This is a genomic window from Streptomyces sp. GMY02, assembly GCF_019056675.1.
GTDB lineage: Bacteria > Actinomycetota > Actinomycetes > Streptomycetales > Streptomycetaceae > Streptomyces > Streptomyces odonnellii.
Map to the genome: position 1 here is coordinate 4,648,617 of NZ_CP077658.1, position 14,789 is coordinate 4,663,405.

Genomic DNA, 14,789 nt, shown 5'->3' on the forward strand with positions numbered 1-14,789 from the left:
ATTACGGTCGCCCGTAGCCGTCGTACGCCGGATTGGTGCCGGCGCCCATCACAAACGTTCTAGGGGGTGTCTTGTCGATCAGGTGTCGAGCCAGATGAGGGTGCTGGCGAGGGTGATGGCTGCGAGGTAGCGGTCGGGGTGTTTGTCGTAGCGGGTGGCGATGCCGCGCCATTGTTTGAGGCGGTGGAAGCAGCGTTCGACCACGTTGCGGCGCCTGTAGGCGGTCTTGTCGAATCCGCAGGGCCGCTCCCGACGACGTCTGCGGCCGGCGAGTTGGTCGGTGCGTTCGGGGATCGTGGCTCTGATCCCGCGCCGGCGGAGGTAGGCGCGGAAGGAACGGGCGGAGTAGCCCTTGTCCGCGACGACATGCCCGGGCCGTGTCCTGGGTCTTCCTGGTCCCGGTCGGGGGACGCGGATGCGGCCGATGACGGCTTCGGCCCGGGTGCAGTCGTTGCGGTTGCCGCCGGTGACCAGGAAGGCCAGGGGACGGCCGCGTCCGTCGCAGGCGAGGTGGACCTTGCTGGTCAGCCCGCCGCGGGAGCGCCCGAGCCCGCGGTCTTCGAGCCCTCTTTGGCGGCGGCGTGCTGGTGGGCGCGGACGATCGTGGAGTCGATCGCGACCAGCCAGTCGACCTCGGCCCGGGTCTGTGCCGCGGCCAGGAGACGGTCGAAGGTGCCGTCGGTGGCCCAGCGGGCGAACCGCCCGTGGACGGTCTGCCACGGGCCGAACCGCTCGGGCAGGTCCCTCCAGGGCAGACCGGTACGGAACTTGAACACGATGCCCTCAAGAACCTGACGCTGATCCCGCCACCGGCCACGAGCCCGGCCCGCAGGCGGCAGCAACGGCACGATCACCGCCCACGCGGCGTCAGAAATCTCCCCATCCCTCACAACCAGACCAACGACCCGATGATCGGAAAGACACCCCCTAGGGCGTGTGTTGTGGATCTTGCTGGGCTTGAGTGCCCCGGCACCGCGCCTCGCCGCGTTGTCGCTCGTGTTCGGCCAAGAACTCGCCGACGTGACCGGCGGCTACTTCCCCGTGCGGAACGGCGACCCCCTGGAGCTCTCGGAACCCGGCCCTGACACGGGTGCCCAGCGCTGGCTGCGGGTGAGCACGGCCGCGCTCCTCGAAGCCCGATGGTGCTTCTCGTCGCTGCGACGGTGATGCCGTCGGTCGCGGAAGGCCGTATCGCCCCGGATAATCCCGCAATCCGCCCTGGCCGACGTGACGCAAAAAAAGGTATAGACAACCTGATTTGGCATGCATATGCTCGCCAGGTCAATACGTTCTGCGGTTGCAGCGTCACACGTTGTCCCTGTAGTGGGATGCACTGCGAGCCGCTGGCCGACCTCGAACTTGAGAGAGAGATTGTTCGCATTGAAAATACTGGGAAGCTTAACCGGAGCTGCCGTAATCGCAGTTCTGCTCACCGGCTGTGGAAGCCAACAGGCGGGAGACCCGCGTCCGACTACGGTCGCAAATGGGCCGGCGGGAACGCCTGAACGGATCGCGCTCAGCGCATTGCCGACGGCGCCCACCGATGGATTGGCGAAGGGGCTGACTCTCCCCCTCGACGCGTACATCACGAGTCCGGTGGACGGTTACGTCTGGCAGGTCGCAGTCCAGGACCAGTGGAAGAAGTGCATGGCCCGCTACGGCTTCCGCGACTTCGGCCCTCCCCCGGTCTCTGAGCAATCCGTGACTGCGCAGACGAATTCAGCCATGGGACGCCGCTACGGCATCTCGGACCCTGCGCTGGCCTTGAAGTACGGATACCACCTTCCTGCCGAAACTGAGGAGCCTCCTCACTGGGAGCCGGCTCAGGGCGCCGAGTCTGCCGTTTTCACCGGCACAGGGGTCGAAGTCGAGAGTGGCGTTTATGAAGGAGAGAGGGTTCCTGAAGGCGGCTGCCGTGGTGAGGCCCGCCGTATGTTCCCCATGCCTCAGACGCCCGAAGCGCAGCAGCTCGGGGCCGTGGTTTTCGAGCAGTCGCGCACTGATTCGGACGTCGTCTCGGCCGTGGCGAAGTGGTCCTCCTGTATGGGGGAGAAGGGTTACGAGCGGAATCACCCGCTCGAAGATTTGCGTGAACTGGGAATCTCACTGTCCTCCCCCGTAACCGAAGGGGAAATCGCTCAGGCAATCGCAGATGTGGCCTGCAAGGAGGAAACCGGACTCGTGAAGATCTGGAACGCGCAGGAGAGCGAGAAGCAGGAAAAGGTGATTGCGGAGAATGCATCCAAGCTCACCGAGGAGAAAAGCGTGAAAGAAGCTTCCGATGCGAAGGTCCGGCAGGCGTACACGGCTGCGAGCAACCGATGAATCTGAGAAGAAAGCTTTTCGCGGCATCCGTCGCTGTCAGCGCCATCATGTCCCTCGTATTTACTGCCGCCCCTGCAACGGCGGAGTCCACGACATACGAGTCGGACGCCTGCGACTCGGCGGGGAACTGGTACTGCTTTGCTCTGCACTACAACAGCCGAGGGCCGCAGACCTGGTATTCGGATAGTCCGTGCTTCGTGGCGGACAAGGACATTCCTGATTACTACGGGTACTCCCCGAACGGGGCGGTTCTCGTGCGTTACGTGTTCAGGACAAAACAAGTTTCGGGAAGTCCTGCGGTCTGTGTCCTGACCAATGAGGGCGATGGTCAGGCTGTCAAGAACAATGCGGCATCCGGATCCAACGGTGAATGCTCGGCCACCTACCGTGTCTATTTTTATTCCGGATACAGCGGCCCGAGCCAGGCATTCCTGCCCACCTGCGGTGATTACTGGCCTGCGGACAATCTCGTCTCCACCCTGAAAAACGAGAATGCCTCACATGATCGCTATTGAACAAGAGCATCGAATGCGCGGCGCATTCTTGTTCGGTATGAATTCAATGGGAAAGACAGGAAATTGAGAAACAGCTTATTGAGACTTGTGCGTGTTCCGATTGCCGCAGCCGTTGCGATGGCGGTGGCCTGTGGGATCGGTACGACGCAGGCGTACGCGGACGCTGTCCCGCCGGGAGCGGCCAACGGATGGTCCTCGGACTCGACGGTGAAATCCGCCACCCCGGGCAACGGGCACCCGGTCGGCGGCAACCCCAGCGCCGTTCCCGCGAAGGAGCGCGCCACACTGCTCGGCGAGAGCTACAAGTCGTCCTCAGACCGGGCCTTCACGGCCTCCGGCGACGGCACGGGCTTCCACGTGATGGTGGCCGACGAGAAGAACGGCTACGCGTGGAAGACCGCCGCCTCGCTCTCCGAGCCGGGGTTCGAGACGGACACCTGGATCGGCAACGCCTGTGTGACCACGTCCGGCACCTACGCCGCCGTGGCGTACGCGCCGCGTACCTTCACCAACAAGCCCGAACTGCTGAGCCGCGGTGCGTTCGCCGCGATCGTGAACCTGGACAGCGGTGCCGTGCGCAAACTGCCGTTCACGGCGACGCTCGGCTACTTCTCGCCAGGCTGTGGCACCGGCGAGGACGTGGTGTTCTCGCGGTTCACGGATGAGATCACGTCGAGGAAGAACGAGACCCAGCTTGTCACCGCCGATGCCCGCACCGGCCAGACCGCCGAGTCGGTGGTGGCCGGCCAGGTCACCTCCGCCGTTCCGGTGGACGACCACATCGTGGCGGCCCGCGGCCACGCGATCGTGCGGATCGACGGGGCGAGGGTGAAGGCCGTCGCCCCCACGCACGCCGTGCCGTTCGAGCTCAAGCCGGACGCCGAGGGCGGTGTCACCTTCATCGACCGGCTGCCGGTTGACCATGCCGCACGCAAGGCCGGGGGCAAAAACTCCGCACCCTCCGACCAGGCCGCCGTCTCGCGCGTCTCCGCCCAGGCGATACGGAGGGCCGACGGCACGGCCCGGGCCGCACAGCTCGCTCAGGGCGCGCTCACTCGCTTCGACCTCGACCGGACGCCGTCCGGGTCGGTGTACGTCACGGGCGAGGCGCAGAACAAGGGGGCGCTGCCGGCCACCGTCCGCAACCCGGGCGGCATCGCCAAGGACGCCCGGGTCTCCAGCCACGGCGCCGCCGCCGTGACCACGGCATGGGCCGACGGCAAGGACTCCAGGATCACGCAGAAGGACTCGTTCTCGGCGCGTGCCGCAAGGATCACCCTGAAGGCCCTGGACACTGGCAGGACGACCGTCCTGGACGCCGCGCCGGGCGACCGGATCGGAAGCGATGCGGCGCAACGCGCCGCGACCGCGATGAGTCCCGCGCTCGCAGCGCCCATGCAGTCCGGGAAGGTCACGCCGATGGCAAACCCGGTCGACACCGACCGTACGTGCTCGGTCCCGCGAAACGACCCGAAGAAGCAGGCGTTCCAGCCGACTCCGCGGCAGATCGAGTGGGCCGTGGACCAGGCGATCGTGGGCACGCTCAACAAGGGCGCGACCCGACCGGCGGACTGGAAGAACACGGGGATGTCCGCGTACGCGCCGCAGACCCTGTTCCCGCTCAGGTCACTGAGCGGCGGCAGCGGCGCCGACTGGCACATCCCGGCCCAGGTGATGCTCGGCATCACCGCGCAGGAGTCGAACATGTGGCAGGCGACCCGCTTCGCCGTTCCGGGCGTCACGGCGAACCCGCTGATCGGCAACTTCTATGGCGTCACGTACGCCCCCGACGGCACCCAGAGCGACCCCTGGGCCATCGACTGGACCGAGTCCGACTGCGGCTACGGTGTCACTCAGGTCACGGACGGTATGCGGCTGCCGGGCAAGGGCCAGCCGACGATGACAACGCAGCAGCAGGAGGCTGTTGCGCTCGACTACGCGGCGAACATCGCGTCCGGCGTGAACATCCTGATCGAGAAGTGGAACCAGACCCGCGCCGACGGAATCATCATCAACGACGGCAACCCGAAGTACATCGAGAACTGGTTCGCGGCCCTGTGGTCGTACAACTCGGGATACCACCCGAAGGCGGACGCGGGCAGCAACTCCGGTAAGTGGGGCCTGGGCTGGACCAATAACCCGGCGAACCCGCTGTGGAAGGAAAACCGTACACCGTTCCTGGAGAACGCGTCCGGTGCCGACGACTACAGCCACGCCGCGAATCCGCAATACTGGCCGTACCAGGAGAAGGTCATCGGCTGGGCCGCTCGCCCGATCTCGGCGATGTTCAAGCCGGGCGACTTCCAGGCCGGTTACCGCGCCGCGTGGTGGAACACCAACGCCTACCGTACGACGGCCAAGCCTCCGATCGCCGCGTTCTGCGACACCAGCAACGACTGCGACGCGTCAAAGATCAGCGGCGACGCCACGAACAACACCGGTGGCGGTCCCTGCCTACTGCCCGGTGACCCGAGCGAGTCCGATCCGCTGTATCTGAAGTGCTGGTTCACCAAGCCCGTGACCTGGAAGAACTGCACGGTCAGCGCCCAATGCGGCAACCCGATCCACCGGTTCGACGACACCTATCCCGAACAGCCGGACGCCAACTCGTACCCACCGCAGTGCTCGGCCAACCTGCCCTCCGGGACGTACATCGTCGACGACGTCGCCGACGGCGTCATCCCGGCCAATTCCACCGCCCGAGGGTGCGGGACGGCGTCGTCCGCGGGTTCGTTCAGCCTGGACTTTGAGACCGCCTCGGGCCGGATCGACCTGCACCAGATCGGTGCCGCGTACGGCAATCACTTCTGGTTCTCGCACACCAACAAGAGTGGTACCGCTGACGCAAGCCGGCTGCGGACCACCGGCACATGGACGCTGAACAAACCGGACCGCGGGTGGATGCGGGTCTGGGTGCATCTGCCCGACCACGGCGCGCACACCCGCCAGGCCATGTATAAGGTGGGCGGCACCAACTCCACCAGCCCCAACCGCGCGCTGCCGCAGCGGGTGATGGAGAACAAGTGGGTGCCGATCGGTGTCTTCAACTTCACCGGCACTCCCACGGTGTCCCTGTCGAACGTGACCGAGGACGGCAAGGGCACCGAGGACGTGGCCTGGGACTCCGTCGGTTTCCAGCCGCTGAGCGGCAAGCCCACCCACCAGATCGTGGGCATGGGCGACTCCTACTCCTCGGGCGAGGGCGCCTCGACGAACGGCGGCGACGACTACTACCCCGAGTCCGACTACTACGACGAGTTGCAGCCGGACACCGAGAACAAGTGCCACCGCTCGAAGTACGCCTGGTCGCGCCAGGCCGTGCTGCCGGGGCAGTCGAAGTCGATCGGCGCGATGGCGGACGACCGGGACTCGAACATGGACTACCAGTTCATCGCGTGCTCCGGCGCCCGTCACTACAACATCCTGCGCGAAGGCCAGTACGGCGAACTGGGGCAGTTCGACAAGGGCTACCTCGACCAGAACACCTCGATGGTCATGCTGTCGATCGGCGGCAACGACGCCCGATTCACTGACATTTTCGTCCACTGCATCGAGGCCATCACCGTGTGCAACGACGACTCCATCGAAAACAAGGACCCCGATACCGGGCAGGTGACAGACGGGGAGACCGGGCCGATGGACCAGTGGGCACCGAAGTGGCTCCATGACCAGGTCCGGCCGCGCCTCGTCACCACACTCAATGAGATCCACAAGCGGGCGCCGAACGCGAAGATCGTCCTTATGGGCTATCCGGTGCTCCTGGAGGGCAACGGCCAGTGCATTATCGGGGTCGGCACCGAGGAGGCGCCCTGGCTGAACGAGATGGCGGACACCATGGCCACCGAGATGCAGGGCGCCGTCAACGACGCCAACAGCCGTTACAACGCGAACGCCGTCTTCTCCGACCCGCGTGACGAGTTCGCCGGGAAGGCGATCTGCGGTGCCCCCGAGACGATCCACGGAATCGTCCTGTCCGGTCACTCGAAGGCAGACAACCGCGACTGGGCGTGGCTGCCGGGCAACCTGGCTCCGTCCATGAAGTCCTTCCACCCGAAGGTCGCGGGCGCCGGGGTGTACGCCGACGCCCTGGAGCACACGCTCGCCGACAACTGAACCCCAACCAGCAATGACGGAACGGGGTCTGAGCACTCGTGCTCGGGCCCCGTTGCCCGCCTTCGTGACACGGTGAGGACATGACGAAGACCATGACCGCCCGCTGGGTGAAGGGCGTTCTCGTATCGGCGGCGGCAGCCGCGGTCTGCTACTGGATTTGGACTTCGGCACGGGAGTGGGCGCAGGACGCTCGGGCCGCTCCGGACTCGAACTTCGGCACCGGCTTCCTGGAAGGGCTGCTGGCGCAGATCGCCGGCGTGGCATCGATGCCGGTGCTGCTGTGGGCAGCGATGCGCGCGGTGCGCGAGCGGGGCAACCACTTACTTGTACTGGGAGGCGCGGTGGCGTGGTTGTTCATCGGCGGCCACATCATTGAGGACGCCGGTGTCGGCAGCACCGAAACCATTCTGTACCTCACCTTGTTCGCGGCCGTCGGGGGAGTGCTGGCCGGGGTCCAGCCGAGGAGCGAGTAAGCCGGCACGCTGGGCGGGTCACCGGTTCCCGCGTGGCTCCGACCACTGTTCCGCGATCGCTCTTGCCTCGTCCGCGCTCACCGTCACCGCGAGGTCGGTGTCGCCCCCGTCGCCCCCCTCGCGGTCGGCGCGCAGCGAGCCGATCACTAGGTCCAGGTAGCGGCGGTAGGCCTCGGGCTTGACCGTCGCGCTGCGCTGCGCGAACTCGGTGAGCATGAGCATCAGCATGATGAGATCGGTGACGGTGATGTCCGGGCGCGCGCTGGCGTCCTGCTGCGCGCGCCGCAGGAGTTGGCCCATCCCGGGCACGATGCCGTCACGCATCGCGTCCACCTGCCGCCGGCCACCCCCCGAGCTGAAGGCGACATCGCGCAGGCCGCGGTCGGCGACGTTCATCTCCACGGCCCGCCGTACGACGTGGGTGAATCCCTCCCAGGGATCGGCCGCGGCGAGTCCTTCGTCGATGAGCGCCACCAGACTCGCCAGATGCTCCTGGAGCGCGACCTCGACCAGAACCTCCTTGTCGGGGAAGCGGCGGTAGACCGTACCGACGCCCACGCCGGCGTGGTGGGCGATGTCGTTCAGGCCCGCGCTCACCCCCTGGGCGGCGAACACCTCGCGGGCGGCGTCGATGATCCGCTGCCGGTTGCGCTCCGCGTCACGCCGCAACGGCCGCTCGTCACCGGGCTGCGGGGTCGCGTTCATCCCGTCAGCATAGCCAGCCCCGCCAGAAGTGGATAAAGGCTATCCGCTCGTGCTAGCTTCCCGGGCGAGAACTGGATAGTGGTTATCCACTATGAATCCGCTATGACCTGGATGAGGCCATGCTCACCGAAAATCGCGAGATCCTCGGCTTCCGCACGCTCGCGGTCCTGCCCATCGTCCTGTTCGTTCCGACGCTCGCCCTCGGGCTCGCCACCAAGGGCTCACCGGTCGGTGAGAGCGTCGGTGTGCTGTTCCATCTGTCGATCCTGTTCGTGGTCAGCCGGATGAACGGGCCGATGTGGGCCAAGGCCGCCGGCTTCTGCTGGCTCGCACTCGACATCACAACCGGCGCGATGCTGATCAACAACGTGCCTTACGACATCGCCTGGCCGGTGCGGCTTGGCGGACATGTGCTCGCCGGGGTGTGGACCGTCACGGTGTCGCTGCTGTGCCGCTCCACCGCGATACGTGTCGTCGGCGTGGTCAGCGGACTGTGGCTCGCGCTCTACACGTTCTTCGGCGCCGTGCTGTCCAACCTCTGGCTGTCGCCGCAGGCGTTCCTGACCCTCGTCTGGTTCGGCCTGCTCGCGTGGAAGTACGACCCCGCGGTGGACGGCCTGGACGCCACCCAGACCGACAACGGAGCGGTGACGGCCAGGTCCGCCGACGGTGCCACCGCGTAGCGGCCTCCGCCCGAGCCCCCACCCCCGCTTCCGCCGGCTTGAACCACGTTGCCCTCAAAAGCATGCTGAGCGCGCGTCAAGACGCCTTCCAACAGCCGCATTTCACTTCTACCAGCGGCTACGCGCGATACCGCAACCGCGGCACCTCACCTCAAGTATTGGACGCCTTATCGCAAATATATAGACAGGTTGGACCCTCGCTCAGACACCAGACACACTGAGGTCTGACAAGAGGAGAGGCCGATGCCATCGAGGAAGGCGCCCACGGCGCGGCAGCGCCGGCTGGGTACCGAACTGCGCAAGATCCGAGAGCACACCGGGCTCTCGCTCACCGATGCGGCGGCCATGCTCGGTACGGACCGCACCACCATCAGCAACATCGAATCGGGCCGGTTCGGTGTGAGCCCCGAGCGGGTGCGGACGTGGGCGGCTCATTACGAGTGTCCGGACGAGGCATACATCGAAGCCCTCGCCACCATGGCCGCGGAGCGTATAAGCGGCTGGTGGGAGGACTACCGTGGTGACTTTTCCAGCGGCGCGCTCGATCTGGCCGAGTTGGAGCACCACGCCATAGGCATCCGGTCGGTGCAGATCATGTATATGCCCGGCCTGCTCCAGAACGAGGAGTACGCGCGTGCCGTCTACGCGGAAGTCGTGCCGCCGCTGAGTGCGGCGCGCCAGCGGCGGCAACTCTCGCACCGGCTCAAGCGCCGCGATGTGCTCGACCGGGAAACCCCGCCGACCTGCACGTTCCTGATCCATGAGGCCGCACTGCGGATGGTGTACGGCGGCCCCAAGGTCGCCCGCGGCCAACTCCACCATCTGCTCAAGGAGTCGGACCGCGACAATGTCACTGTCCGTGCGATCCCGTTCGCGGCGGGCGGTTTCCCGGAGACCGGCAGTTCGACACAATACGTCTACGGCTCCGTCCCGCAGCTCGACACCGTACAGACGGACACCGCGACCGGACCTGCATTTCTGGATGCCGAAACGCGCCTCGTGAACTATCGAGCCGTGCTGGACAGGGTCGAGGAGCGATCGCTCGATCCTGAGAGATCACGGGACTTCATTCGCGATATTGCACAAGAGGTGTGAAGGCGTGGCAATAATGGATATTCATTGGAGAAAGTCCTCAAAATCGTCAGGTGCGGAGGGCAACAACTGCCTCGAACTCGCGGAGCACAACGGCGAGATCCTCCTGCGCGAGAGCGACCACCCCGACGTCATCATCCGCACCACCCGCACCAAGCTCCGCGCGTTCCTCGGCGGCGCCAAGGAAGGCGAGTTCGACGACCTGACCTGAGCGGCCGCGTCACTCCCCGCCTCGGGCCGTCCCCGTCGACACGAACGGGGACCGCCCGTTCCGTATGTTCCGTATCCGAGGTACGAACCGTTCGGGGCGGTGGCGGTTCGTTAAGGGTGCTGGTTCGTCAGGAGCTGAAGGGGACCGCGTCCGCCGCCGAGGTGTGCCAGTTGGTGACGATGGGGTCTTCGACGGTGATCGTGTCGACCGGCAGGGAGACCGGGTTCGGGTCGGTGTTGCCGACGGCGACGACGATGCTGTCCAGTTCCTTGCCGCCGTTGTCCTTGGTGGTCTTCGGGTTCACCCCGGCATACGCGGTGGTGCTGCCGCTCAGCGTGATTGCCTCGCCGACGGCCTGTTCCGCCGGGCCCGCCTCGGTGCCGTCGGATCCGAAGGCGACCGTGGGGAGCGCGGCGGGCAGGACGCAGGTGATTCCCGGGTTGGCCTTCGCGATGATCAGGATGTAGCCGCCGGCCTGGGTCTCGGACCGGGTGCTCCAGGAGATGTCATTGGCGCCGCAGACCTGCCCGTAACCGCTCTTGTCGCCGGAGCCCTCGGCAGCGCTGCCCGAGGCGTTGCCGCTGGCCGCGGCCTCGGAGGTGTCGGTGGCTTCGGACGTGTCCGAGCCCTTGGCGGCACCCGAGTCCTTGGAGGTCCCCGAGCCCTCGGACGCGTCCGACCCGGCGTTGTCGGCAGGCACCTCCGAAGAGACGTTCTCCTTGGCGCCCGTCTCCGCGTCCGTGTCCTGGCAGGCGGTCAGTGACAGGGCGGCGGCGAGGACGGTGGCGGCCAGGGCTGTGGTGCGGATGCGGTGCTTGCGCATGGTTCTTCTTCCCGTGTCGGTTGGCTTGCGGAGACGGAAGCGCGACGACGGCGAGGAAGGCGGTCGCTGAGCGACGGGTGCCTCCCGGCCGGTGCTGCTGTCTGCCCACAGCCTTCGGCCAGCCCGCCCCGCCCCGCAACCATCCACGGGAAGAACGGGACGCTGGAACGATTGAGTGCCGTCTGACCTGCGGAAACGACCCACCCCTGGAACGGCTTTCCGGGACGGCTCCCGCCGTACCCACGGGGCTTCCGGAAGATCTACGGGGTTTCCGGGGGCGGGGTCGGGGCTCCCGGGATCCGGATCGACGCCACCGTGCCGCCCTCCGGAGCGGGGTGCAGGGTGATCTGACCGCCCGTCTGCTGGATCGTGCGGGCCACGATCGACAGGCCCAGACCGGAGCCGGGGAGGGCGCGGGCGGAGGGAGAGCGCCAGAAGCGTTCGAAGACGTACGGGAGTTCGTCGGCCGGGATGCCGGGGCCGTGGTCGCGTACGGTCAGCTCGCCGCGTTCGGCGAGGGCGACCTCCACCGACCCGCCCGGGGGGCTGAACTTCACCGCGTTGTCGAGGACGTTGACCAGGGCGCGTTCGAGCGCGGCGGGTTCGGCCCGTACGTACCAGGGGCTCAGATCCGCGGTGACGGTCAGGTCCGGGCCGCGGAGGCGGGCGCGTTCCAGGGCGCTCTCCACGATGTCGTGCAGCGCGACGACCTGGAGCGGGCCGGGGTCGGCCGCGTCCGGGCGGGACAGTTCCTGGAGGTCGCCGATGAGGGCGGCCAGTTCGGTCATCTGCGCCTTGACGGACGCCATCAGCGCCTTGCGGTCGTCGGGCGGGATCGCGCGGCCCGTCTCCTCGCTGCGCGCGAGCAGTTCGACGTTCGTACGGAGAGAGGTCAGCGGCGTCCGCAGTTCGTGCCCGGCGTCGGCGATGAGCTGCGACTGCCGGTCGCGGGAGGAGGCGAGCGCGGCGGTCATGGAGTTGAAGGAACGGGACAGCCGGGCGATCTCGTCCTCGCCCGCGACCGGGATACGGACGGTGAGGTCTTCCGTACGGGCGACATGTTCGACCGCGCGGGTCAGACCGTCGACCGGGCGCAGCCCGGCCCTCGCGACCCAGAGGCCGGCCGCGCCCGCGCCGATGACGCCGATGCCGGCGACGGCGGTGAGGAGCAGGGCGAGCTGGTTGAGGGACGAGTTGATCTCGGTGAGGGGGCGCGCCACGGAGACCGCGAGCTCGTCGGCGCGGAGTGCGTTGGGGCGGACGAACGACTGGCGCTGGGTGAAGACACGGACCGGGGTGCCGCTCTCGGTCGTGCTGTCGTGCAGGGACTGGTGCTCGGTGCCGTTGGCGACCGCGAGATCCTCCTGCTGGACGGTCACGGGCTCGGAGTCGGAGGCCACACAGCGGGTGCCGTCGGGCAGGACCACCTGGATATAGGCGAAGCCGGATCCGCTCGGGGCGCTGGTATTCGTGCCGTTGACGCAGTTGTTGATGGCGTCCTGGACGGTGGCGCCGGGAGCCGAGGTGTTCTGGAGCGAGGTGTCCAGTTCGCTCGGGAGCTGGGTACGGGTGAGCAGCCAGCAGGTGACGGCGACGGCGGCGACGGCCACGGCCACGGCCGTGGTCACCAGGAGCGCGAGCCGGGAGCGCAGGGGGAGCGACTGGAACCGGCGGATCGGACCGGTCACTCGGCGCCCCCGCCGCTTCCGGTACGGGTGCCGCGGCCGGGTGCGGCACCGCTGCCGCTGCCCGTACCGGCCGTACCGCTCGTACCGCCCCCTGTACCGCCACCCGTGCCGCTGCTCGTACCGCCGCCTGTACTGCTGTCCGCTCGCAGTGCGTAGCCGACTCCGCGCACCGTGTGTACCAGGCGCGGTTCGCCGCCGCTCTCTGTCTTGCGGCGCAGATACATCACATACACGTCCAGCGAGTTGGAACTCGGCTCGAAGTCGAAGCCCCAGACCGCCTTGAGGATCTGCTCCCGGGTGAGCACCTGCCGGGGGTGCGCGAGGAACATTTCCATCAGGGTGAATTCGGTACGGGTCAGCTCCACCCGGCGGCTGCCGCGGGTGACCTCGCGTGTGGTGAGGTCCATGCGCAGATCGGCGAAGGCGAGGACATCGTGCTCGGGCCGGCCGTCGCTCACGGTGGCCGCGGTGTACGAGCTGCGGCGCAGCAGCGCGCGGATACGGGCGAACAGCTCGTCCAGCTCGAAGGGCTTGACCAGGTAGTCGTCGGCGCCCGCGTCCAGGCCCGTGACCCGGTCGCCGACCGTGTCGCGGGCCGTCAGCATCAGGATCGGGACCTTCGAACCGGCGGCGCGGAGGCGGCGGGCCGCGGTCAGGCCGTCCATGCGGGGCATCTGGATGTCGAGAACGATCAGGTCCGGCGTGTACGCGGCGGCCTTGGCGAGGGCGTCGACGCCGTCGACGGCGACCTCGGTCCCGTACCCGTCGAACGCGAGGCTCCGCTGGAGGGCCTCGCGTACGGCGGGTTCGTCGTCGACGATCAGGATTCTCTGCGGATCGCCTTCGGCGGGACTCATATCTCGTCTACCTCGTGGGTGTCTCGGGTGTCTCGGGGTGTCTCGTGTGTTCTTGTTCGGGCCGGTCGCCGGTCGCCGGTCGTACCGGGCTCGTCGGCTCGTACCGGTGCTATCAGCGTCGCACGGCCGGGGGCGTTGCCGTGAGGGGTGCCCCGGTGGAGCGGATGCCGGCGGACCGGATCAGTTCGTACCCCCGTCGCGCAGCGCGGCCAGGTCCGCCTTGACGGTGTTGATCGGGATCGCGAAGCCCAGGCCGACACTGCCGGCGCTGGAGCCCACGTCGGCCGAGGCCGAACTCGGCGCGTACATCGCGGAGTTGATGCCGATGATCTGCCCGTTCATATCGATCAGCGCGCCACCGGAGTTGCCCGGGTTGAGCGAGGCGTCGGTCTGGATCGCCTTGTACGTGGTCTTCGAGGAGCCGGTGTCGCCGTTGAACTGCTGCCCGCCGAATTCGAACGGCCAGTTTCCGCCGCCCCCCTGCTGCCATGGGTTCGCGCTCTGGCCGTCGCCCTGGCCCTGGTCCTGCTCCTTGGCGACGGTGACATCGCGGTCGAGCGCGGAGACGATACCGCTGGTGACCGTGCCGGTCAGGCCCTCGGGGGAGCCGATCGCCACGACCCCCTCGCCCACCTTGAGCCCGCCGGAGTCGCCGAGCGTGGCTGCCTTGAGGCCGCTCGCGCCGTCGAGTTTGATCAGCGCGAGGTCCTTGTCGGCGTCGGTGCCCACGACCGTGGCGTTGTATGTCCTGCCCGTGCTGAGCTGCACTTTCACCGAGGACGCGCCGCTGATGACATGGTTGTTGGTGACGATCTCGCCGTCGGAGGTGATGATCACGCCGGAACCGGTGGACTCGCCGCCGGTCGAGCTGGCGTTGATCTCGACGATGCTGGGGGACACGGCCTCGGCGACCCCGGCGACGGTGCCCTTGCTGCTCTGCGAGACGGGGGTGCCGCTGACGATGCTGGTGGCGGTGGTGCCCGTACTGTCGTCGGAGTACTGCCCGACCAGGGCGGCCGTGCCGCCGCCGACGACCGCGGCGGCGAGCGCCACCGCCGCGAGGAGCGTGCCCGGGGTACGGGCGCGGCCCCGGCCGCGGTGGGTCGGCGGGGCGGGAGGACCGTACGCGGGCGGCGGCGGGTAGGCCGCGGGCCCCGGGAACCCTCCGGTGGGCTGCTGCTGCGTGCTGTCTGCGTCGCCGCTGCTGCGGTAGTAGTCGGTCATGGAATCGACTGTCGGCGCGCGACATGAGAACGGGCTGAGGACGTCCTGAGAAGCCCAACAAAACGGTGTATGCCCCATGT

12 protein-coding genes and 2 pseudogenes are annotated in these 14,789 nt (G+C 67.6%); 8 read left to right on the forward strand and 6 right to left on the reverse strand.

The window, feature by feature from the left end; all coding sequences use genetic code 11:
• Positions 1-78: 78 nt before the first annotated feature.
• A pseudogene (locus KQY30_RS19540) lies at positions 79-890 on the reverse strand (IS5 family transposase).
• Between the two features lie 67 nt (positions 891-957).
• Between KQY30_RS19540 and KQY30_RS19545 the strand changes: the two are divergent.
• The 5 genes from KQY30_RS19545 to KQY30_RS19565 all read left to right on the forward strand — a co-directional run bounded on the left by KQY30_RS19545 (position 958) and on the right by KQY30_RS19565 (position 7,426).
• Positions 958-1,167, forward strand: coding sequence for a hypothetical protein (locus KQY30_RS19545; RefSeq protein WP_217307932.1), 210 nt, complete (start codon positions 958-960; stop codon positions 1,165-1,167).
• A gap of 429 nt (positions 1,168-1,596) precedes the next feature.
• On the forward strand, positions 1,597-2,325 hold the full coding sequence (locus KQY30_RS19550) for a hypothetical protein (protein ID WP_217307933.1): 729 nt from the start codon (positions 1,597-1,599) through the stop codon (positions 2,323-2,325).
• 197 nt (positions 2,326-2,522) lie between these two features.
• Positions 2,523-2,840, forward strand: a complete 318-nt coding sequence (locus KQY30_RS19555; RefSeq protein WP_217307934.1) for a hypothetical protein — start codon at positions 2,523-2,525, stop codon at positions 2,838-2,840.
• Positions 2,841-2,927: 87 nt separating this feature from the next.
• Positions 2,928-6,953 carry a NocE gene (locus KQY30_RS19560; RefSeq protein WP_254407224.1) on the forward strand — a complete coding sequence of 1,342 codons (4,026 nt, stop codon included), beginning with the start codon at positions 2,928-2,930 and terminating at the stop codon, positions 6,951-6,953.
• 80 nt (positions 6,954-7,033) lie between these two features.
• Positions 7,034-7,426 (forward strand): hypothetical protein, encoded by a 393-nt coding sequence (locus KQY30_RS19565; protein WP_217307936.1) that lies wholly within the window; start codon positions 7,034-7,036, stop codon positions 7,424-7,426.
• An 18-nt stretch (positions 7,427-7,444) separates the two neighbouring features.
• Here the strand turns inward: KQY30_RS19565 and KQY30_RS37145 are convergent, their stop codons facing one another.
• Positions 7,445-8,131, reverse strand: coding sequence for a TetR/AcrR family transcriptional regulator (locus KQY30_RS37145; RefSeq protein ID WP_217307937.1), 687 nt, complete (start codon positions 8,129-8,131; stop codon positions 7,445-7,447).
• Between the two features lie 119 nt (positions 8,132-8,250).
• Between KQY30_RS37145 and KQY30_RS19575 the strand changes: the two genes are divergently transcribed.
• The 3 genes from KQY30_RS19575 to KQY30_RS19585 all read left to right on the forward strand — a co-directional run bounded on the left by KQY30_RS19575 (position 8,251) and on the right by KQY30_RS19585 (position 10,117).
• Positions 8,251-8,814, forward strand: a complete 564-nt coding sequence (locus KQY30_RS19575) for a hypothetical protein (protein WP_217307938.1) — start codon at positions 8,251-8,253, stop codon at positions 8,812-8,814.
• A 243-nt stretch (positions 8,815-9,057) separates the two neighbouring features.
• Positions 9,058-9,909, forward strand: a complete 852-nt coding sequence (locus KQY30_RS19580) for a helix-turn-helix transcriptional regulator (RefSeq protein WP_217307939.1) — start codon at positions 9,058-9,060, stop codon at positions 9,907-9,909.
• A gap of 13 nt (positions 9,910-9,922) precedes the next feature.
• Positions 9,923-10,117, forward strand: coding sequence for a DUF397 domain-containing protein (locus KQY30_RS19585; protein WP_046508489.1), 195 nt, complete (start codon positions 9,923-9,925; stop codon positions 10,115-10,117).
• Between the two features lie 127 nt (positions 10,118-10,244).
• Here the strand turns inward: KQY30_RS19585 and KQY30_RS19590 are convergent, their stop codons facing one another.
• The 4 genes and pseudogenes from KQY30_RS19590 to KQY30_RS19605 form a co-directional block, all read right to left on the reverse strand.
• The gene (locus KQY30_RS19590; protein ID WP_217307940.1) at positions 10,245-10,940 is read right to left on the reverse strand and encodes a DUF4232 domain-containing protein; all 696 of its coding nucleotides are present in this window, start codon (positions 10,938-10,940) and stop codon (positions 10,245-10,247) included.
• A 260-nt stretch (positions 10,941-11,200) separates the two neighbouring features.
• The gene (locus tag KQY30_RS19595; RefSeq protein WP_217307941.1) at positions 11,201-12,628 is read right to left on the reverse strand and encodes a cell wall metabolism sensor histidine kinase WalK; all 1,428 of its coding nucleotides are present in this window, start codon (positions 12,626-12,628) and stop codon (positions 11,201-11,203) included.
• A gap of 140 nt (positions 12,629-12,768) precedes the next feature.
• Positions 12,769-13,485: pseudogene (locus KQY30_RS19600) on the reverse strand (response regulator transcription factor); the annotation flags it as partial.
• A gap of 180 nt (positions 13,486-13,665) precedes the next feature.
• The gene (locus tag KQY30_RS19605; protein ID WP_217307943.1) at positions 13,666-14,709 is read right to left on the reverse strand and encodes a S1C family serine protease; all 1,044 of its coding nucleotides are present in this window, start codon (positions 14,707-14,709) and stop codon (positions 13,666-13,668) included.
• Positions 14,710-14,789 lie beyond the last annotated feature (80 nt).